The organism is Pseudoalteromonas sp. S3431, assembly GCF_000690035.1.
Classification (GTDB): domain Bacteria; phylum Pseudomonadota; class Gammaproteobacteria; order Enterobacterales; family Alteromonadaceae; genus Pseudoalteromonas; species Pseudoalteromonas fuliginea.
The window spans coordinates 78,774-101,180 of record NZ_JJNY01000012.1 but is presented as its reverse complement, the minus strand read 5'-3'; the positions used below and the strand labels follow the sequence as shown (position 1 = coordinate 101,180).

Annotated in this window: 17 protein-coding genes and 1 tRNA gene; 3 read left to right on the top strand and 15 right to left on the bottom strand. The window is 37.1% G+C overall.

Going from position 1 to position 22,407, the window contains the following annotated elements:
- Positions 1 to 225 precede the first annotated feature (225 nt).
- The 7 genes from DO88_RS14795 to DO88_RS14815 all read right to left on the bottom strand — a co-directional run bounded on the left by DO88_RS14795 (position 226) and on the right by DO88_RS14815 (position 8,411).
- Positions 226 to 2,364, bottom strand: coding sequence for a CHAT domain-containing protein (locus DO88_RS14795; protein ID WP_007376005.1), 2,139 nt, complete (start codon positions 2,362 to 2,364; stop codon positions 226 to 228).
- 49 nt (positions 2,365 to 2,413) lie between these two features.
- Entirely contained in the window at positions 2,414 to 3,769 is a 1,356-nt protein-coding gene (locus tag DO88_RS0118195; RefSeq protein WP_007376004.1) for a hypothetical protein, read from the bottom strand.
- Positions 3,770 to 4,022: 253 nt separating this feature from the next.
- Positions 4,023 to 5,750, bottom strand: coding sequence for a hypothetical protein (locus DO88_RS14800; protein ID WP_007376003.1), 1,728 nt, complete (start codon positions 5,748 to 5,750; stop codon positions 4,023 to 4,025).
- A 51-nt stretch (positions 5,751 to 5,801) separates the two neighbouring features.
- Positions 5,802 to 6,878, bottom strand: a complete 1,077-nt coding sequence (locus tag DO88_RS14805; protein ID WP_007376002.1) for a DUF4297 domain-containing protein — start codon at positions 6,876 to 6,878, stop codon at positions 5,802 to 5,804.
- A gap of 386 nt (positions 6,879 to 7,264) precedes the next feature.
- Positions 7,265 to 7,341 (bottom strand) — tRNA-Ile (locus tag DO88_RS14810).
- A 280-nt stretch (positions 7,342 to 7,621) separates the two neighbouring features.
- Positions 7,622 to 7,780 carry a YqaE/Pmp3 family membrane protein gene (locus DO88_RS18670; RefSeq protein WP_002957822.1) on the bottom strand — a complete coding sequence of 53 codons (159 nt, stop codon included), beginning with the start codon at positions 7,778 to 7,780 and terminating at the stop codon, positions 7,622 to 7,624.
- A 64-nt stretch (positions 7,781 to 7,844) separates the two neighbouring features.
- Complete coding sequence (locus DO88_RS14815) at positions 7,845 to 8,411, bottom strand: BON domain-containing protein (protein ID WP_007376001.1); 567 nt, start codon at positions 8,409 to 8,411, stop codon at positions 7,845 to 7,847.
- Between the two features lie 316 nt (positions 8,412 to 8,727).
- On the opposite strand from DO88_RS14815, the gene DO88_RS14820 reads away from it, so the two are divergent.
- Entirely contained in the window at positions 8,728 to 9,393 is a 666-nt protein-coding gene (locus tag DO88_RS14820) for a LiaF domain-containing protein (RefSeq protein ID WP_033030818.1), read from the top strand.
- 321 nt (positions 9,394 to 9,714) lie between these two features.
- On the opposite strand, the gene DO88_RS14825 is transcribed toward DO88_RS14820, so the two are convergent.
- Complete coding sequence (locus DO88_RS14825; protein ID WP_007375999.1) at positions 9,715 to 10,131, bottom strand: VOC family protein; 417 nt, start codon at positions 10,129 to 10,131, stop codon at positions 9,715 to 9,717.
- Positions 10,132 to 10,365: 234 nt separating this feature from the next.
- Here DO88_RS14825 and suhB point away from each other — a divergent pair, with 234 nt between their 5' ends.
- The gene (suhB, locus tag DO88_RS14830; RefSeq protein WP_007375998.1) at positions 10,366 to 11,169 is read left to right on the top strand and encodes an inositol-1-monophosphatase; all 804 of its coding nucleotides are present in this window, start codon (positions 10,366 to 10,368) and stop codon (positions 11,167 to 11,169) included.
- A gap of 121 nt (positions 11,170 to 11,290) precedes the next feature.
- Here suhB and DO88_RS14835 read toward each other — a convergent pair whose 3' ends face one another.
- From DO88_RS14835 to queA, 7 genes are all read right to left on the bottom strand, one after another.
- Positions 11,291 to 12,100: a substrate-binding periplasmic protein gene (locus DO88_RS14835; protein ID WP_007375997.1), complete on the bottom strand. Its 810-nt coding sequence runs from the start codon at positions 12,098 to 12,100 to the stop codon at positions 11,291 to 11,293.
- Between the two features lie 17 nt (positions 12,101 to 12,117).
- Complete coding sequence (locus DO88_RS14840; protein ID WP_007375996.1) at positions 12,118 to 13,902, bottom strand: GGDEF domain-containing protein; 1,785 nt, start codon at positions 13,900 to 13,902, stop codon at positions 12,118 to 12,120.
- A gap of 132 nt (positions 13,903 to 14,034) precedes the next feature.
- Entirely contained in the window at positions 14,035 to 14,982 is a 948-nt protein-coding gene (gene secF, locus DO88_RS14845; protein ID WP_007375995.1) for a protein translocase subunit SecF, read from the bottom strand.
- Positions 14,983 to 14,991: 9 nt separating this feature from the next.
- The gene (secD, locus tag DO88_RS14850; RefSeq protein ID WP_007375994.1) at positions 14,992 to 16,851 is read right to left on the bottom strand and encodes a protein translocase subunit SecD; all 1,860 of its coding nucleotides are present in this window, start codon (positions 16,849 to 16,851) and stop codon (positions 14,992 to 14,994) included.
- Positions 16,852 to 16,870: 19 nt separating this feature from the next.
- Positions 16,871 to 17,209 carry a preprotein translocase subunit YajC gene (yajC, locus tag DO88_RS14855; protein WP_007375993.1) on the bottom strand — a complete coding sequence of 113 codons (339 nt, stop codon included), beginning with the start codon at positions 17,207 to 17,209 and terminating at the stop codon, positions 16,871 to 16,873.
- 26 nt (positions 17,210 to 17,235) lie between these two features.
- On the bottom strand, positions 17,236 to 18,363 hold the full coding sequence (tgt, locus tag DO88_RS14860) for a tRNA guanosine(34) transglycosylase Tgt (protein WP_007375992.1): 1,128 nt from the start codon (positions 18,361 to 18,363) through the stop codon (positions 17,236 to 17,238).
- Between the two features lie 270 nt (positions 18,364 to 18,633).
- The gene (queA, locus tag DO88_RS14865; protein ID WP_007375991.1) at positions 18,634 to 19,665 is read right to left on the bottom strand and encodes a tRNA preQ1(34) S-adenosylmethionine ribosyltransferase-isomerase QueA; all 1,032 of its coding nucleotides are present in this window, start codon (positions 19,663 to 19,665) and stop codon (positions 18,634 to 18,636) included.
- A gap of 185 nt (positions 19,666 to 19,850) precedes the next feature.
- On the opposite strand from queA, the gene DO88_RS14870 reads away from it, so the two are divergent.
- Positions 19,851 to 22,367 carry an EAL domain-containing protein gene (locus DO88_RS14870; protein WP_007375990.1) on the top strand — a complete coding sequence of 839 codons (2,517 nt, stop codon included), beginning with the start codon at positions 19,851 to 19,853 and terminating at the stop codon, positions 22,365 to 22,367.
- Positions 22,368 to 22,407 lie beyond the last annotated feature (40 nt).

The window sequence follows — 22,407 nt, the reverse complement described above, 5'->3', positions numbered from 1 at the left end:
AACTCCCCTTCCATATAGCTTTTATGGCAAAAGCAGTTGCAAAAATGTATAAAAATTCTTTTAGTCGACTTAGTAAGGGATTGGGAGCTGCATAAACTAGTTGTAATCACTCAGACCTAATATTACAGTCGCCGAATAGCGACTGTAATATTTGATAGGAAGATACAGTTCCAATCGATGAAAAATCTATTTATCGTAGGTTTTTTGTGAGGAGTATTAAAATAATTAGTGTTCATTCGCTTGCATTTTGATCTGGTGTGGTGAGCCTATGATTACTTGTTCAGGACTGCCAAATTGAAGGTATTTTAAACATTCAGGAAGTACGAAATCTTCATCAAGAATTCTTTGTATTTCATCAATATCTAAATTAATTTCTTTTGAAAGCAAGCTTTTAATTTTGGAGTGAAAGTCTTCTTGCAAGGGATCAACTTGCATTCCACATAAAAAGTTTAGATGAGTTTTCTTATCTGGAGTAGCTAGGTTTTCTTTTATCAAATAATCAATAAATTCTGTATAGTAGGTTCTTCTAATCATTCCAGAAATAAATGAAGACCAGCGGAGGCTTTTTCGTTCACGATTGATAATTATCGGTAAGTACTCTTGAAGCCTAAGCATTAATCGATAAATAAAAGTGGAAGCTTCTTTGCTTAAAATTGGCAGAGCGCTAGCAAGAACAGTTTTTGCTCCGCCATACAGAAATCCATTTGCAGTAGAAAAGTGGTTCCTGTCAATAGGGCCAGTATCACATGAGCTTAACACTACAATCGGTGGTATCCCAGCTTCCTCAATAAGATCATAGACTGAAACTACTTCATCTTTTAAACAAATAACACCTCCTCCGTTTTCATGATGTCCTCCATGGAGATCAAATATTACTATTGGACTTTTTGAGTTGTTTAACGCTGAAACAAGCTCATCATAATTCGAAGGGGTCACTATTTTTGCTTTCACCTTAAACTGATTTTCGCTATTACCAAAACCACACCTATTAAAAACTTCGAGCTTTGAAGATAAATCATCTTTTATAATGTCATCCTCTTTAAAAGAGCTAACTATAAGAACTTCACTAAGGGATTCCATAGTAATAAATGTGTTCCTTGTATCTACTAAGCACATAGTTGTTAGCCATCCTGGTGAAATAGGCAAACGGCTGACATTGTGTGCAATCATAGTAGGAAGACCATTGTGAGAAGACCACTCTATAGGTAAGTTAGATACTAGTTTTATTTCCGATGGGCGGTGGTCATTTAAGTAATCAAAATATCCAGAAGCTTTTTGATTGATATTATCCCTAAGAGCTCTAAACTTAATTTTTAAACTTCTTTGATTGTTCTTTCTATCGTTGATACCAATATCTTTAAGATTACCATAGACATCACTGTTACTTATTGGGATTTTGGCACTTGGAATAAGGTTTGAGCATGAGTACAACCCGATTAAAGTTTCTGAAAGTAACTTTTCGTTGTAGGCCTCATCAAAATACTTATTTTTCTCTGATGTTTCATTAAAACCATTTTTTAAGGCTAATTTGATCGCTTTCTCCAGCACTTTAGGGTCAGAGAAGCCTTTGTGCTTCAGAGCGTTTTGTGTGTATTCGCCTTTGTTTATTTGAAAGTCAAGATTTGTCGAGAAGTCAGAAAAGACAATCTCAATAGGGGGTAAAGATATGGGTAGTGATAAGTTTTTAGCAATGTCATTTCTAATGTAATTTAGTAGATTTATAGATTCGAATATTTCATCTTCAGAGCATTCATATCTGAAGTTTTCATAGCTAAAGCTCAACTTTGCAGACTTTAAAACTAATATATTGGCTTCAGTGTATATAGATCTATTTAACTCGATATCAGAATCTATTAAATTACTAGATTTATCAATCGAATATGTTTCCCTTAACTCGGAAATTACATCTTTTTGTTCAGAATCAAAATCGAGGTGAAACCTGTCTAAATGAGTGATTAGAGTTGTCTTGTCTATACTGCTTAAACAATTATCTTTAGATTTTTCAAGTGAACCTTTTGGCCCGAGGATATAAATTCCCTCAGGGACTTTCAACCCATCATTAGAAAGGCCATTACAAAATACCACTTTTATTTTAGAGTCAACATTTTCAACTTCTGAAAGACTTGAACAAAATCTAATTTTATATCCATCAAAAAAACCTGATAGCCTATGCTGTATTGAAGTCTCTTTATTGCAGTAAACTTCACATAAATCTTTTGGTAATTCACTAATTTTTCTGAAAATATCTATTTTATTTATTAATTCAAGCGGGTATTCATTTAAGTAAGAGTGAGCTTTATTTTCCTTGTTAATCATTATTATATAGGCAATCGTAAGGAAGCTAAGTTGTTCTTGTGGGATCAAGTTTCATACCTCAAATCTTTTGAAAACTATTTAAAGAATCATGCCATTGTTATAAATCAGGAACTACTTCCAATACAGTTGTAATGGAATTCAGAATATCACCTTCACGCTGAAGGCTAACTAAATCACCAGAATCTGGGTCAATCCACATATGGTTGATAGTGTTGAAACAATTAATATCAACTGGAATTAAGGCATTTGGATTGTGATACATTATTACGCTTTCGGACCAGTCTTCTTCGTAGTTTTCATCATCAACATCAGTCATAAATGGCAGTGGCTCTAACGAACTAGGGTCTGGGTGCAGCATGACGCCCGTCCGAAACATTTTTATATTGTCGCAACCCAGGCCAGCTAGTTTCCCCATTCTATTGAACTTGGTGATAGTTGCTGTGTTAGTAAATAATACTGCACTTATATTTTCTGCATTTTCAGTACCAAAAAAATTGGATGGGATAGTTTTCCCTTCCCAAGTATGCGATTCGATATCCTCTTCAACGAATTTCTTGTGGCCATCAATTTCTGCAACTCTAACCCGTTTGCCATAAAGGTATTCGACTAATGCATTACGAGTCCAAGTCATTGAACCTGGCATATGATAATCATGAATTGCTAATATGAGTGGCTTCCCTTGAACATGGGGCTTCTCCCAGTACTTTTTCTGAAGCTTAGAAAAAAGGCTACTCCCAAACTTTATTGGCATATAATCATCACAAAGTCTTTGCATTTCTTCATCAGACTGAGGAGGTTCAGGATCAGGTCTGTCAGGGTTTTGGCTGGGGTTAACTGTTACTGCTTCAATACAAAACGGATTGCCGTAGTAAGAAACCATATAATCCGGTGCATTATAGTCTTGATTAAATTCGAAACCTGCGTCATAAAGGAAAATATATAAAAAAAGTTCCCATAATCGAGCATCAAAGCCGTGGGTTTGGAATTCCTTAATATAATTCCCATCTACATCAATATAACTATAAACAGCCTCTACAATTAAGTTTCTTGCAGCTTCCATCCGCTTTTCATTTGCCAGTACTCTAAAATATTCATGCTGGTTAGCTTCATCTACAACAGGCAACAATATGTCATGTGGAGGCTTGACTTCATCACCCTGAACATAAACATCTTGGTCATCATTGACCAATACGTCTATTTTCTCAGCAAGCTCTTTTTCTGCATCTTCTATAGTTGGATGACTGCATGACACATTCCAAGCACGAAATAGACGCCTAGCGTCACGAACCAAGATTACAAAGTTATAATCTTGGTCAGCTTTATCTAAAATTAAAGTGGCTAAAACTTTTCTATTGCCAGCTTCATACCACTTTATTTCATTGCTCATTACCCTAAGTAGTGGCTGTCTTGCATAGCAGTATGCATTAAATTGTTTTTGGGATATTTCTCTCATAACTTCCCTGTTTCTTAGTAAATATTCTATGACAATTCAGGCACGTTCTCTTGTGACCAATAATCTTCTATCAGGACTTTGAATGACAGCCCTCCCTATGAAGGGTCTAACAATAGTTCTACCGCATCAACAACTTTAAGTTAATAGTTCAAGCAGCACATTAGCAAATACTCAATAGACTATAGGCGCCATTATTCTTTCGCATTAAGGAATGGCGGAAAGGAATTAAATGAATTATATTCAGATAGTTAGTTTAGCTTTCACTTAAGGGCAAACTAATATCAAGTGAATCATATTCATGTTTTAATTCCTTATAATGTAATTTATCTAAAAGCCTTGAACCGTTGAGTTTAATTTCATGGGCCTCTCCTCTTATTGAATCAAGAGCACTATGCTCCATACCACATAAAATTATTTGAAAACTTTGAGGAATGAATAACTTTATTACCTTTAAGATATTCTCATACCTATGACCAGCCTGCTCGTGTTGATTTGGTGTATCAATGATAAATGGAGCAATGCTACATTGATCAACGTCGGCTATTTGTTTTAAAACTGCTAACTGATATGCAAGTAGTCCCCTTGTTCCCTCTGCAGCTCCTCCACCTAGAAGCTTTTTATAGTCAGTAGGAGATTTAACCTTACTCAGATTTATACCTTCAGCTCCAAGGGTTTGAATGTTTTCAAGTAAGTTACCCATAAACATTTCGTTTAACTCTTCTCGCTCAAGCTTAGTCAATAGTTTATCTCTTTGCTTTTTAAGGTCTTTTTCTATGGACTCTGAGCTGGCAACCGCCAATTCTTTAGACTGGAGAGACATGTTAATTTGAGTATCAATATTTTTATGGGCAAGAGAACTTAAAGCTTGATTGAACTTTGTATCAGACTCATTCTCTTGCTCATCGATAAGGTATTTTTTATTAATTCGATCTATCTCAGACTCGACAAAGTTAAGCTGTAACCCTAAATCATCAAGCTCAACCTTTTTAATATGTAACTCTTTTTGAATTACTTCAGATTGAACCTCTAATGACTCTTTATCCTTAAGTAAACCAGCTCTATTTATGAGTGAATTATCATGCTCAACTCCACATAGGGGGCATTCTAAAGCATCCTCGGCCACATTTTCGACTGCAAATACATAATCTTTCTCTAATGCATTAGCAGCTAATATTGATAATTTTAGCTGTTGTTCTAAATCATATATTTCAGAACGTAAAACAGTTTGCTTCTCAAAAATTTGAGTCTGGAGTTCTGAGTGACTATTTAGCTCAATTTCTATTTCAATTTGAATTTTTTCTAGTTCATCTTTACTTAAAGCTATAACTGTACTTTCACTTGTCTCAGCTAAAACTTCTTTAGCATTGGTTATACGTTCAATGCTTTTTTTAACTTCTTTTTGAACTGACTTCTCTTCGCTTATTTGCTCTTGAACCTCAAAATATTCAGGTTTTAAATATCCGCAAAAGTACTTTATTAGAGGTGGCTTAAAGTTTGTGAACTGTTGAAGTCTTTCAAATGAATTCCAAGGTTCAGACCAACTTTTTAACTGATCAATATAAAAAGGCAAAAAGTAATATGTGGGGGGGAGCTGTTCAAGCTCTTCCTGTCTATTTTCAAGCTTACAGTTGAAGCTAACAATGCTGGCAAACTCTTCCGCAAACTCTCCTGAAATAGAAGTAAATTTACGAAGCTTACCTAATTTTTTTCCTAACAAAATTGTATTTTTATATCTACTAATTATGTACTTTACTCCATTAACCGTAAAGTAAGTAATTGTTTTAACATCATTAGATTTCCACTCCTCATCGAATTGTGGCTCACACCCCATAGACCAGAGTAAACTTTTTACAAGAGTCGACTTCCCTATACTATTATCGTTTCCTGTAACGAGATTCACTCTCTTTAGAAACTCGAACTGATTCGCTTGTTTTTTCGAATCGGATATCAGCACTAACCGTTGAAATATCAAGGCGCTCATTTTTTCTTTCCCTAAGGTTTCTAATTAGTATTTTATAGTTAATTTGCATAATTAATTCGTCAAAAATTGATAAAGGACCTCAGCCATTAAGTCATCATCATTTAAGACTTTTGACCTCAGACCATCATGTTTTGCTTGCTCTAGTAAGGCATATATTAAATCTTTGTCAGACTCATATTTTGTTTCATCTACTTTAGCTCCAGAACGTTTAAACTGGTTTAATAAGTGATTATCAAGTGAGCTTATAAAACCCACCCGCTTGAGCGCGAGTAAACTTAACTTATCTCTTAAGTTTCTTATTTGCCGATGTCTCAATGAAAATACTTTACTAACTTCATTAAAATCTTCTTTGATTTGGTTTACCGAAGGATGACTAGTATGGATAGTAATAGTTTGGCTTACTTCCTCGGAAGTTAAAGATTTTTTTTCTATCAACCTTTCCCAATCATTATAATCAAACTCAAGCCTAATTTTTCGTCCCATATCATCAGCTATGGCTCTATATATAGAAACAACATTTGTCTGGGCTCCAGGGAGCAAGGTATTAATCAGTTTTGCAAATTCCCCTAAAATAAAATTCTCTTGGTTTTGAAGTTGTATTTCAGGAATAATAAATTGAAGGTGTTCAGGTAGTACCTGAATACCTAGCTCAGCTTTAATAGACGCAGTCAACTCAGCAACAGTATCTTCTTTTAGGTCACCTGTTTTGATAATATCTAGGTTTAAATTATTAGTTGTTGGAAGTGAAAAACCATTAGATGAAACCAAACCAATAGTGGAAACCCGATCTTCATACTGCTTATTTGAACACGAACTCAATAGCTTACCCAGCACAGAATTTTTAGCTGGTTGATCAGGTTTAGATTTAACTCTTTTTGTTAGTGAGGCAGCAGTAAATACCTTCTGCTGGTTTTTTACTTGATAGAAGTCAAATTTTGCATGCTTGGGGTCCAAGCTATCAGAAATTACAACATCTTCATGATATTCAACTAGTAATGCATATTCTTGCTTATTACTGTGCTTTTCAATTATCTTACACAACGCCCAGTGATACTGAAAAGTGTATTTTCCAAAAGTGCTAGCACCGGCATTTTCTCTTTGGGGTTCTGCAAGGACATTGTCAGTCATATGACATTAATCTCGATCTATTTCCTTATAAAACTTAGTATTACATGATAACTTCAATTCACAAAGTTGAATATGCAGCTTAATTTATCATTTTAATTTTGTTTATAACTCCCTTCTACGCGCCTTCATAACTTCACCATGAATGATCTTTTAACTTTATCATTTGATTAAAAGAGGTTTTTAATGGAGGTAATATATTAGAAAGCCATTCCTTACAATTTTAAGTATTTAATAAATGCTTCTATCTAATCATTGAGAGACGCACCAAAATAACTATAAGTCTTAAAAGTTACAAGGTTACATTAATTTGGTATATTAAAAAGTAGCACAGAGGTAGCACAGGGTAATTTCGGTTAGTATGTATTTACTTGGAAAGCTTGTAAAAGTGGTGGCCCCTCCCAGACTCGAACTGGGGACCTAACGATTATGAGTCGTGTGCTCTAACCAACTGAGCTAAGGGGCCAACTTTTATATAACTGCTAGGCAGTTAATTTTTGAAGCGTTCAGTCACAGAGCGACTAAAGCGGGTTGCAGTATAAAAACTTTTTGGGGGCTTGTCACTACTAAAAAACCTTTATTTTAACAATCAGTAAGCTAACTGCTTAAATAGTAATCTTTTATGAGGGAGTAATGTGTAAAAATGAGGAATTTAAGAGAAGGGATTCATGCAAGCCAATTAAAAGTGCCTATTTAAGCTGTATTTAAAATTGACTTACACAACTAATAATACAAATAACACAACGTTACTTTTTAGCAATAATATAAATGGCGTGTATTAACCCTGGGAAATAACCTAGCAGTGTTAATAAAATATTTAACCAAAAATGCATACCTAAGCCTACTTGCAAAAATACACCTAGTGGCGGTAATAAAACTGACAATATTATACGAATGATATCCATAACTTAACTCCTTTAAAATTAAAAAACAAAAAGCCCAGATTCACTGGGCTTTGAGTATAGTGCATTATTCAGCAACGATAGATAATTTATCTACCACGTCGCGCACATCTTCAGCATTTTTGGCAATTTTAACCGCTAGCTGTTTTTCAGCTTCAGATTCTACAGAACCGTTTAGAGTTACAATACCGTTATCGGTATCAACATCGATGTCTGTACCACCAACTTCTGAGTCAAATAGGAAGCGTGTTGTGATTACGGTGGTGATTTTAGCGTCTGTTAGGTCGTTATCACCATCATCCATCATGTCTTTGTCTGTGTTTTTGGTATCCATGTTTTTTACAACAGTCAGGCTGTTTTCAACATCGGATACGCCATCTAGGCTAAGTACAAGTTCTTCTGCTAACTCTTTTTCAATTTCGCTATCAACTTTACCTGTAAGTACTACCTTGCCATTTTTTACATCAGTGTTAATGTCAAAGTTGTTTAGATTAGTGTTCATAAGTAGCACTGTTTCTGCCTTACCATCAATCCAAGCATCTTTACTTTCGTTTTCCCAGCTGTTTGCTTGGGCACTCATAGCCGTAGTACCAAGAACTAAAGCCGCGATAATAGATTTGTTAAATGTTTTCATAATCTTTCTCCTTTTGATTAAAGACACTTTAACTAATGCGAACTTTAGGCCAACTAAATTTAACATTTAAATTCAATGGGTTGGGAATTTAAATCAACTCATTTCATGTTATAGCCGTGTAACTATTTACAGACTCATCGGTAAAACTTTCTCACATTGTGAAAATAGCTAGATAATTGCTGTTTTGGTTAATCTATCGTTAATATAACAAAACTAAAAACAGACTGAAAAATTAAGCCTCTGATAATTATTGAAATTATATTTGGTACGCCGTTTGCTTACTCACCACCAATAGTAAATATAATAAGGAATACCCATGTCTGTAAAAGTTGAAGACCGCCCAATAGAGCAAGTACGCGAACAAGTGATAGATCAATTAATTTATAATTACAGCCATGGCGTTATTTCAGTGGATGCATTTGAAAGACGCTTAGATGAGGCTATGGATGCAAGTAGTAATGAAGCTTTGTTAATCCTAGTTGAAGACTTAACACTTAATACCGATCAGCAATATAAAGCAGAAAAACAATCGCAATTTACTCCACATTATAGTGCACAGCAAAACAGCGATGATGATTTTACGCTACGCAGCATTTTGGGTTCTAACGAGCGCAGTGGTCAATGGGTTGTGCCAAAAAATATATACTTAACCAATTTTATGGGCTCTGTAGTGCTTGATTTTACTGATGCCATTTTTACCCACCAAAATGTAACGATTCACGTTAACTGTATTTTTGGTAGCGATGAAATTTATGTACCAGAGCATGTAAATGTAGTCTCTAAAATGTTTTGTATTTTAAGCAGCCTTGAAAACAAGTCGGTATCGCTTAACAAGCGCCAAGGGCCCACTATTCATATTGAAGGTAAAGCAGTAATGGGATCGGTTGAAGTTAAAATAAAACGCACCATAAAAGAGAAGTTTATGAGCTTTGCAAACGAGCTAAAAACACAACTTGGCGTTAATAATAACCGCTCATTATAATTTATCTAGCAGCGCGTTAGAGTCGATTGACCTTTAAGGTCAGATATTGCCTTAATTAGGTGCGTTTAATTGCTGCCCGAGATTTGTAACCTAAATAACCTGAACTCTGGATAATAAATCTATCTCAAGCAACTATTTTCAGTGCTAACTGCAGTCCTAGGTAGAGCCTTTCGTTAGCCTGTGTTTGGCATTTATACGTTGTTATTACCTATTTATAGGGAATAAGCACACCACATAGGTGTGTTCTACTAAAAACCAAACACACGGCTTAAAATTCAACTTCGAAAGATAAATAAGCCAAAGTTACTGCCTGACGTTTTATTATAAATCGTTATTTCGCTCGCTTGGTATATCACTTAAATATTCTACAAACTCTACTTCAAATCCAGCCGGATCGATAAAATAAACATTTTTTCTAAATGGGTTGTCACCGCCTTGTTTATCTATTTTAAAATCAACTTGTTGCAAACGCTTTACTACTGCATCTAAATTTTGGGTAACGTAAGCAAAGTGCGCTAAACCTAATTGATGGCCTGCTAAATCTCGGTTTTCACCTTCACCATGATCGCTCATTGCAATGTATTGTGTGTCATCACCAAAATGCACCCAGCGCCTTGGTTTACCATGCCAAGTGCCCCTACCTTCACTTCGGATTGACCAATGAGGGAATACCGCTTGATAAAATTTAATCATATCCTCAATATTATTAACCACTAAATTGACATGTTCTAAATACATAATGTGTCCTTCTTGATTGAGTATGCAAACACAATAAAACCTCAAGTTAACTTTAGGTAAAGTGGTTTTTTAGATTTATTTAAATTTTATACAGCCGCAAATATATATGCAGAACAATAAAGTATAAAAAACACACAAAAGTATTTAGGGTTTATTGTTTACTTTATGGCAGAAATCGCTAAAATACGCCGGCTGAAATATATAAACGTTCTTTTACAACCCAAAGGTAACTCCATGCATCCAATGTTAAACATTGCGGTTCGCGCTGCGCGTAACGCAGGCAAAATTTTACTTCGCGCAAGTGAAGATTTATCAAAAGTTGAAGTGCAACAAAAAGGCGCTAACGACTTAGTAACTAACATTGATAAAGAAGCTGAAGCCGTAATTCGTGACACTATTTTACAATCTTACCCAACTCACTCGATTGTTGGTGAAGAGTTAGGTGAGCATAAAGGCAAGGATGATGATTACCAATGGATTGTAGATCCTATCGATGGAACAACTAATTTCATCAAAGGCATCCCTCATTACGCGGTTTCTATCGCACTTAAAGTTAAAGGTCGTTTGGACCAAGCTGTTATTTATGATCCAATTCGTGGTGAGCTTTTCACGGCTTCTCGTGGTCAAGGCACTCAGCTTAACAGCAAACGTCTTCGTGTAAGCAAAACTACCGTTCTTGCGGGCACTGTACTTGCTACTGGTTTCCCTTTCAAAAATAAAAACCACATGGATGCATACACTGAAGCATTTAAAGCATTGTTTGTACACACTGCTGATATTCGTCGCGCAGGTTGTTCTGCACTAGATATGGCATACGTTGCAGCGGGTCGTGTTGATGGATTTTTTGAAATTGGTTTAAAACCGTGGAATTCTGCAGCGGGCGAACTAATGGTTAAAGAAGCCGGCGGTATGGTTGTAGATTTTGCTGGTGGTAATAACTATAGCCACAGCGGTAATATCATCTGTGGTTCACCAAAATTGACTCAAGCGATTATTCGTGAAATTCGCCCAGTATTAACTGAGTCGTTACTTCGCTAATTTAATGCTACTAATACGAATCTGCATAAGTATTTGAACAATTTAACGAATTAAATTTCCCTACCTAAGTAGATTGGTACAACAGTATACTAAAAAGGAGCTCAGGCTCCTTTTTTTGTGTCTAAAAATAAGGGTTATCAAGCTTAAGCTCTATTGTTTTACCTTTTGTGTAAGGTAATGAATTAAGCTCTGTCGCGAAATACTCATAAAATAGCGCATCAAATTCACCATTTTTTTGCATGATTTTAAGCCCTTTTTCAATCGCTTGAGCCAGTTCGGGTTTATTTTTTGAGACAAAATAATAAAGCCCAGTTGGATAGCTAATGTATAAATCTGGCACTATTACTAAATTCTTATCTTTTAAATCCATGAGCTCTGAATTAACTTCGATGAATGAGCGCGGAAAATAATCAATCCGCCCCTGGCTTGTTAATGCAAACATCGAGTTTAAATTAGAAAGTGGCCTAACACTTAGTCCATTGTTAACTAATATCCGCATGTCAGGCCAATCATGACCTTGCACTGCAATAAGCATTGATAATTGCTCAACAGAGGTAATACCTTTAAATTTATCTACATTTTTTGTATTCGTAAGCAGTGCTCTTTTACCAATATACCCTTTAAATAAAGGGATTTTAATTGCAATCGCCAACGACTCTCGCTCAGGGCTACTCATGCTCCAATATAAATCAAGGGCGTTCCCATCAAGTGCCATAAGATTTCGTTGTTGATGAGGGTGAACTGGCACTAAATTTATTTCAGCTGAGTAATCGGCTCTTATAAGTGCTTTTGAGAGTAATTCATTGAGGTAGTCGTCACGCGTAAAATGCGAGTGTTGATCTTGAGGGACATTAATAATATTGACTTCGCTTGCTATAGCACTACACACAAACAAGCTTACAACGCTAACCAGATACTTAAATGGCAACATAATAATCACCTACTTTGTTAAACTACCTTTTTACTATTTGCTAAACGCACCACCGCTGGTGTAGGCCTTCTTCGCTTACAGATAAAAAGATAGCTATGACGGTATCGTTTGGCCTCTTTTTTAGCATCAGTCGCTAATGCAGCTACTTGATGACTATTTTTACACTGTTGTAAATCAGGTTCAACCAAACCAATCGATAAGGTCAGTAAGGGGACAAATTGCTTTTCACCTTCGCGATTTGTAGCCCAGTATCCTTTGCTTTTAATATGCTCAGGAGTAAAAAATAGCTGTGACTGCAATTCAAACCGTTCAATAATTGTATTGCAAATTGTAACTGCATCACTTTGGTCAAACACAACCATAAAGTCATCACCGCCAATATGTCCTACAAAGTTAGCACTGTTTGTGCAAGCTTGCACTGTTACATCGGCTAATAATTTAATTACACTATCACCGCTGGCATAACCATATAAGTCATTAAATTGTTTAAAGTGATTTAGGTCTATATAAGCTAATGAAAATTTTAACTTATTACGCAGCCTTTGCTCTATAGCTTCATTTATAGCAACATTACCTGGTAGCATAGTAAGCGGATTAGCGTGCTGTGCGTGGCGAATTTTTTCTTCGGTAATATGTTTTAAAATATCTCTCAGGGGCGCTAATCCCAAGTATTTATTATTGCGTGTAATAACTATATGCCTGCGTATATCAAAATCCTGATCTGTTATTTGCTTACTTACGACATCAAGCATTTGATTCTCGTCAACGACTAATGGCTGCTTGTCCATTAATTCTGTAACTGGGCGTTTATCATAAAGTGCGTGCCCGTAGGGGGCCGCAAATACTTCCGTTAGCTGATCTTTATGGAGTAAACCAATTGGCTGGTCATCTTGATTTAATACTGGGATACTAATAATTGATTTGTCTTGCTCAAATAGCTTGTGAGCATCCTTACAGCGTGTGTCGCTATCAATTGCTGACTGAGTTAAAGCAAGATACCCTATTGCCATTGATTGCTCACAGAGCGCCTTTGCTTTAAATGTTAGTGCTTGTATTTGCTCAGAACTAAAGTCATAACTTGGTCGTAAACTGGGCCTTTCGAGTAAAAATCCCTGTACGTTACTAATGCCTAAGCTCTCAACTAACGCCAGCTCCTCCGGACGCTCAATACCTTCTGCAATAACGGCTGTATTAGTTGCTTTAGCAAGTATAGTGATTGATTTTAAAAACTCTTTTTTAACGTCACTCTCATCACAAAAATCAATAAAATAGCGATCTATTTTTACAAAATCTGGACATAACTCAGACCACTGCTTTAACCCTGAGTAGCCAGCGCCTAAATCATCAATAGCAATGGTAAAACCAAGCTCTCGATAATGAGCAATTGTTTTTAAAAGTAAAAACCCATCATCAACTTTCTCTTGCTCAGTAACCTCAATCACAACTCTGTTCGCAGCTAATCCAAATTGCTCAATTAAATGCAACGTTTCGCCTTTGGGGTGACACGGATCGAGTAAAGTTTTAGGGCTTACATTTAAAAAGAGCTTGCCTTGGAGGTTTAATTTTACAAAGTTTTCGATTGCTTTAGAGCGACATAATAATTCAAGTTCTGAAATTAATGCATGCTGATGAGCCACTTCAAATAACTTATTCGGCATTTCAAGTGGACTATTTTTAGGACCGCGACTGAGCGCTTCGTAACCAATAATACTTTGATTAGATATATTAAAAATAGGCTGAAATAATGTCGTTATTTCAGCATTATTTAAAATATACTCTAAAACTTTGTGTTGTACGGTCACGTCGGACTCTAATTATAATTTGATAAGAATAATAAAGTAGCAAGCCTGTATTACAATTTTATTGCACTGAAATAAACGCCACGCAATAAAAAACCGCTCAACAGAGCGGTTTTTTTAACAGTTACACAACCATTACGGCATAGCGTCTTGGTCTGCACCTTCTTTTTCAATTACTTCTGGTATTAAATCTTCTTTGCTTACGCCCATTGCAAGTGCAACAGAGCTGGCAACATAAATAGAAGAATAAGTACCAATAAACACACCAAATAACAATGCAGTTGCAAAGCCATGAATAGTTTGTCCGCCCCATGCAAACAAGGCAATCAATACTAAAATAGTGGTGATTGATGTTACAAGTGTACGGTTAAGTGTTTGGGTAAGTGAAATATCAATAATTTCAACTGTGTCGTCAATACGTACTTTACGGAAGTTTTCACGAATACGGTCCGACACAACAATGGTATCGTTAAGTGAATAACCAATTACCGCAAGAATTGCCGCCAATATAGTTAAATCAAACTCTAAACCTAATATAGAAAACAAACCTACAGTAATAATAACATCGTGTAATAGTGCACCTACCGCACCCACAGCGAAGCGCCATTCAAAGCGAAATGCAACATAGATTAAGATACAAATAAGTGCAGTTAACATGGCTAGGCCACCCTGCTCTTTTAAGTCTTCACCTACACTTGGGCCTACAAACTCAATACGGCGCATTACTACGCTGTCGTCTGCTTTTTTAAGTGCGTCGATTACTTGGTTACCAATCACTTCCGCTTTTACATCGCTACCGCGTGGCGCTAAGCGAACTAAAATCTCTTGGCTTGAACCAAACAATTGTACCGATGCATCGGAAAAGCCATTTTCAGCTAGCGCATCACGTACTTTTTTAAGGTCAGCAGGTTGTGAAAAACCAACTTCTACAGCAGTACCGCCTGTAAAATCTAAACCAAAGTTTAAGCCTTTAACAAAAATTGATGCAAACGACGCTAAAATTAGTAACGTCGAAAAACCCATAGCCACTTTTCGAAGAGACATGAAACGAAGGGTTCTACTACCCAAACTTAAAATTTGCATGCCTGCTCCTTAAATCGAAAGTTTATCAATGCGTTTACCACCAACAAATAAGTTGATTACCGCACGGGTACCAACGATGGCTGTAAACATTGAAGTTAAAATACCAATCGCAAGTGTCACTGCAAAGCCCGCAATCGGACCTGTGCCCACTGCAAACAGTATAATGGCAGCAATTAGTGTCGTGATGTTGGCATCAAATATAGTGCTAAATGCGCTATCGTAACCAAAATGAATCGCTTGTTGAGGACTACGGCCATCGGCCAGTTCTTCACGAATACGTTCAAAAATAAGTACGTTGGCATCAACCGCCATACCTACGGTTAATACAATACCCGCAATACCTGGTAGCGTAAGTGTAGCGCCTGGAATTAAAGACATAACGCCAACAATCAGTACTAAGTTAGCCGCAAGCGCAAGGTTTGCAACCATACCAAAGCCTTTGTAGTACACAAGCATAAACACCAGTACAAACGCAAAACCTAGTGCAACCGCAGTCATACCCGCTTCAATATTTTCTTGTCCTAAGCTTGGACCTACTGTGCGCTCTTCAACAATTTGAATTGGTGCTACAAGCGCACCTGCACGAAGTAGCAAACTTAAGTTATGCGCTTCAGCAGGGTTATCAATACCCGTAATACGGAACGAGCGGTCAAGACGAGCTTGAATTGTTGCTACGTTAATTACTTCTTCGACCTTGATAGGTGGAAGTGCTTTACCGTCTGCATCTTTTTTACCTGATGGCTTGTATTCAATAAATACCGTTGCCATACGCTTGCCAATAGCACGCTTGGTAAAGGCATTCATTTTTGCCCCACCTTTGCTATCTAACGTAATACTTACTTGCGGACGTTGGTATTCATCAGCGCCAGATTGCGCGCCCGTAATATGGCTGCCCTCTAAAATAATACGCTTTTTAAGTACAACAGGGTAACCGTCGCGGCTCATGATCATTTCAGTACCCGCTGGGATACGACCTTGGGCAGCAGCGCTAATATCGGCGTTTTCGTCTACTTCACGAAACTCAAGTGTTGCTGTCGCACCTAAAATTTCTTTAGCGCGTGCTGTATCTTGAATACCGGGTAGTTGAACAATAATACGCTCAGCGCCTTGGCGTTGTACGTTAGGCTCTGCAACACCAATTTGGTTGATACGGTTACGAATAATCGTTTCATTTTGCTTGATAGCGTAGTCACGAATTTCTTTGAGTTTTTGCTCACTCATTGTTGCAAAAAATGCTTTATCGTTGCTGCTATCATCAATGTAAACGTTTAGCGGGTAGCGAGTTTCTAAGAAACTTTCTGCAGCATTTTTGTCTTCTTCGGTACGCATTTCTACACGCATACGTTCAGAGCCAGCTACACGGCGAACACTACGGTAACGTAGTTTTTCTTCGCGAAGATCACTGCGAAAATCTTGTTCCATTTGCTCAAGTTGGTTATCAACCGCTGTTGCCATATCGATTTCCATGGTGAAATGAACGCCACCACTTAAATCAAGGCCTAACTTCATTGGGTTGCCACCAACCGCTTTTAACCAAGCTGGTTGAGCAGGTGCCATATTAATGGCAGAAATGTAATCATCACTAAGCGAATCACGCAGTAAATCTTGCGCTTTTAACTGCTCTTCAACATTTTTTAAACGAACTAAAATTTGTCCATCTTCAAGTATTGTCGATTTAGCGGTTACATTATTTTTTTTGAGGATTTCGTTTACTTTGTCTACAACACTGAGATCAACATCAGCACCTTTAGCACCTGAAACTTGTATAGCCGGATCGCGACCATACAAGTTTGGAGAAGCATATAAAAGGCCAATGGCTACCACAGCTAAAACAAGTAAATACTTCCAAACCGGAAACTTGTTTAACACGGGGTCGTCCTTATTATTTTTATAGCGACTTCATTGTGCCTTTTGGCAATACTGCAGATACAGATGATTTTTGCACTGTTACTTCTGCTTGCTCATTTAAAGAGATAACGATGAAATCTTTATCTTCAGAAATTTTAACTATTTTACCTACTAAGCCACCTTGAGTTAGCACTTCGTCACCTTTAGCCATCGCATTCATTAAGCTTTTGTGTTCTTTAACACGATTAGCTTGTGGGCGATAAATCAAAAAGTAAAAAACTAAACCAAAAATAGCTAACATAATTAGCATTTGCATAGTGCCGCCGCCTGCCGCTGCTGCGCCTGTACTTGCTTGTGCGTTTGAAATAAATAAACTCATGATACTTCCTCTTTAATTTTTAAAGTTTAATTTTTTATATCTGCTAGCTCTGGCACATCTTGGCCTCGGCGAGCATAAAAATCTTTTACGAATTCTTCTAATTTACCTTCGCTAATTGCATTGCGTAAACCTTCCATAACACGTTGATAGTAACGTAAATTATGAATTGTGTTTAGTCGCGCACCTAAAATTTCGTTACATTTATCAAGGTGATGCAAATAAGCTCGTGAATAATTCCCACACGTATGGCAATCACACTCTGGGTCAAGTGGCCCTGTATCTGTTTTATGCACTGCGTTACGTATTTTAACCACACCTGTGGTAATAAATAAATGACCATTACGTGCATTACGCGTTGGCATAACACAGTCAAACATATCAATGCCTCGGCGAACCGACTCAACTAAGTCCTCTGGTTTGCCTACACCCATAAGGTAACGAGGTTTGTCTTCTGGCATTTTAAACGCACAGTGATCAAGAATGTTCATCATTTCGTTTTTAGGCTCGCCTACTGATAGGCCACCTAATGCATAACCGTCAAAACCAATGTCTTCAAGACCGGCTTGTGATTGTGCACGTAATTCTGGGTACATACCACCTTGAATAATACCAAACAAAGCAGATGGGTTGTCGCCATGACCTTCTTTAGAGCGCTTAGCCCAACGAAGAGATAGCTCCATAGAATCTTTAGCTTCTTTTTCAGTCGCTGGATACGGCGTACATTCGTCAAATATCATTACAATATCTGAACCTAAATCGCGTTGTACTTCCATCGATTTTTCAGGTGACATCATAATTTCATCACCATTTACAGGTGATTGAAATAATACGCCCTCTTCAGTGATTTTACGCATTGCGCCTAGGCTAAATACCTGAAAACCGCCTGAGTCAGTTAAAATAGGGAAATCCCAGTTCATAAAGTCATGTAAATCACCATGCTGCTTAATGATCTCAGTACCTGGGCGAAGCATTAAGTGGAAGGTATTACCTAAACAAATTTGTGCACCAGTCGCTTTTACTTCATCTGGCGTCATACCTTTTACAGTACCGTAAGTACCAACAGGCATAAATGCAGGTGTTTCTATTACACCACGGTCAAAAATCAAGCGGCCACGGCGCGCTTTTCCGTCAGTACGGTCTAATTCAAATTTCATATCATCCTCAATGTCAGAAAAACAGTCCAACAAGCTATAATTTAACCGCTCGATTCTACCCTTTTTGACCAGCCAATACTATTAGCTGCGGTAAATTCAATACTGATAACTTCATTCAAATAAAAAACCCCAGCAACTTAACTGGGGTTTGTAATCATTTTTACTGATAATTTAATACTTAACCTGAACCCTGGATAATAAGTCTGTCTCAAGCAACTATTTTCAGCGCTAACTGTGTTGAATTTACTTGCAATAGGGCCGGTTACTTAACTATTTACGTGTTAAAAACATCGCGTCGCCATAACTAAAAAAACGATACTGCTGTTCAATTGCTGTGTTATACGCACCCATAATGTTGTCTTGCCCGCTAAAGGCGCTCACTAACATTATAAGCGTTGATTCCGGTAGGTGAAAATTAGTAACCATGGCATCCACTACATTAAACTGATAACCCGGATAAATGAATATATCTGTATCACCAAAGTAAGTGTCTAGCTTGCCACCATGTACTTTTGCTGCAGATTCTAATGAACGCACTGAGGTTGTACCAACGGCAATAACGCGCCCACCTTTCGCTTTAGTTTTTGCAACAGCCGCTACCACATCTTCTGGCACTTCAATGTATTCGGAATGCATTATATGATCGTCAACACTATCAACACGCACTGGCTGAAAAGTACCTGCACCAACATGCAAGGTAACAAAAGCCATTTGCACGCCCTTATCCTTTAATGCAGCCATTAACTGTTTATCAAAATGTAAACCAGCAGTAGGCGCTGCCACTGCCCCTGGTTTTTCACCATAAACTGTTTGATAGCGCTCACGATCTGCCTCGTTATCAGGACGGTCGATATAAGGCGGTAATGGCATGTGTCCAATGTCGTTTAATATATCAAGTACGTTTTGACTGTGATCAAATTCAAGCTCAAATAACGTGTCATGGCGTGCAACCATTATTGCCTTGGCCTTACCTTCTAAAATAACTTCATTACCAGGCTTTAATGATTTGCTAGCACGGACATGTGCAAGCACACGATGTTCATCAAGTACGCGTTCAACTAATACTTCAACTTTACCACCTGATGCTTTTTGACCAAACATGCGTGCAGGGATTACTCTGGTATTATTAAAAACCAGTAAGTCGTTTTCATTTACCAGTTCAAGTATGTCACTAAAGACTTTGTGTTCTACACTACCACTAGGCCCATCTAGGCTAAGTAAACGACTACTCGTACGATCCGGCTTAGGAAAGCGAGCTATTAATTCATCAGGTAAGTCAAAGCTAAAATCAGCTACGCGCATAGTTAGTAATCCACATCATTTAAAATCGCGCCAAGTGTATATCTATCGCCTATCAAGCTCAAGAAATCCCCTTATATTCTGCAAAATTGAAGTACGCAAGCCTACGAATGACCATTAATTTTCTTGTTCTTCAATCAAAAAATCACTATTCTTATTCGGTTAAATAAATATGGGTTGAGAAATACGTGGTAGAGCAACTTAAATTGCTAATATTAAACGCAAGTCGTGCTGAACGCCTTACTATTCGTGCCACTTTAGAGAGCCTGAATGTTTTTGCTTTTATTGAAGTACAAGACAGCCAACAAGCTTTAAAACTATTAAAGCAACAGCCTGTTGATATTATTATCACGGGCCTCAATGTTGGTAAAATAGATGGTTGGCGCTTTTCACGGATGATCCGTTCGGGTTTATTAAAAACACCAAAGAATACGCCGATACTACTCATCCCTCCCATTTATTGTGAACGCATCGCAGAAACAACTGCGCGTAGTTATGGTATTGATGCCGTACTGCCTTTTGAGCAACAAGACATGCTGCCACAGGTTTTGGCTAATGTGCTGTCGACACATTTAGAAAAAAGTAGCCGCTTAAACCTCTTATTACTTGAGCCACTGCAAGATAAAGCCAATGATATTAGCGCACAACTAAAGCTAAACTTTGCAATTACACATACAACAACAAGCAAAGAAGCGCTAAACGCTTACTACCAGCAAAAATTTGCCATCGTACTGTTAGATGCCACAGCCGCAAGAGCTGAAACGTCGAGTGTTTTAGTAGAAGAAATTTTGCAACATAACCCAAAACAGGCAATTGTAACAATTATAGATAATGATGATGCAAATTATGCAGAGCAGCTCTTATTATCAGGTGTTACCGATTTTATTCGTGCCCCCTACGACCCTTCTTTTTTAAATAAAGTATGTGACCACGCAGCACGTCGAGAAGACTTTATGGTCAGTTATGCTGAATTCGCCAACAAAGTTGAGCAATTGAGTGTAAGTGAAGTGAAATATAAAGAGTTATTCTCAGCCCACCAACGCATTCTATTACACTTAAATACCGTGGTACTTGAACTTGATCAACTAGGTAAAATACGCTTTATAAATCCAGCTTGGGAAACACTAAGTGGGCATGGCGTAAAACCAACACTGCAAAAACCTTTAACCGCATTTTGTATTAATGAATGCCAAGAAAAATTACAAAATACGATTTGTGATATTTTAGGGGGTGGTGAAAATCAGCAACAAGTAGAAATTAAGTTACAGCACAAAAATGGCACTCAAATTTGGGTAGAATGCAGGTTTCAACTGATCAAAAATAGTCGTAATACAGCAACAATTACCGCCACAATCGACAATATTCATGAGCGAAAGCAAGCTGAATTACAGTTACGTCATTTAGCGCATCACGATCCACTTACAGGCTTACATAACCGCTATTATTTTGATCAACAACTTAATCGTATCTGCCAACCAAAGCACACTTTCGATGATATAGAACATGCTATTATTTATATCGATCTTGATCACTTTAAAATAATAAATGACAGTAAGGGCCACCATCAGGGCGATATTGTCTTAAAAGAAGTGGCTCAACTGTTTAAAGACAATATCGGTGATGAACACCTTGTTTGCCGTATTGGCGGTGACGAATTTGCTGTTATTTTAACAAACATGAACTTATTAGAAGCGCATTTAGTGGCCGAAGGTGTTTGCATCGCAATTGAACAACATACTTTTAAATCAGAGGATCAAGTTTATACAATAAGCTGCTCTATTGGCTTAGCTCAAATAACATCTAAAAATTGCGATCCCAATGAATGCTTAAAACAAGCCGACATCGCCCTATATATAGCTAAAAATTTAGGTCGAAATTTAGTCCACTGTTATTCAAAAGAAGACTCGCAAAATAAGACATTGCAAACAGGTTTGGAATGGGGTCACGAAATCCGCCAAGCATTACAACAAGATAATATAGAGCTTCATTATCAGCCTATTTGGGACTTCAAACAAAGTAAAGTTGCTTACTTTGAAGTACTACTACGATTAAAGCTCAATGATAAACTTGTGTACCCCAATCAATTTATTCCATCGCTTGAAATGTTAAACGATACATTTTTGATGGATCAATGTGTTATTCGTAACACGCTTGCTTGTGTTGAAAAACACCCAGAATTAAATCAAGTCGCAATTAATCTATCAGCACAATCATTTTTAGATGAACGATTACTGCCGCTTATAGAGTCAAGCTTAGAAAAATATCAAGTATCACCTACTCGTATTATTTTTGAAATTACTGAATCTGCAAGTATTAATAATCTAAAAGCAACACGTAAGATGATTGAGAAGCTCAATAGCTTAGGTTGTCACTTTTCTATAGATGACTTTGGTACCGGCTTTAGTACTTTTAATTATTTAAAGCAGCTTCCCGCACAGCATGTAAAAATTGACGGCTCATTTGTACGTGACATGCTTAACGACCCCATCGATTTAGCGTTAGTAAAAGCAATTAATGATATAAGCCGGTCACTCGATAAGCGTTCTGTGGCTGAGTATGTTGAAAATAAAGATATATTTTTTGCACTAAAAGAGATTGGTGTGGACTACGGACAAGGCTACTTTATTGCACGTCCTATGGCGGTTGAAAAAGTAAAGACGGAGCTTGAAAATATTTTAAAAAATAAAGTTTTTTACCAACAATAACCTAGCTCATATTAAGCATTAATAAACAATTTTAAGCATT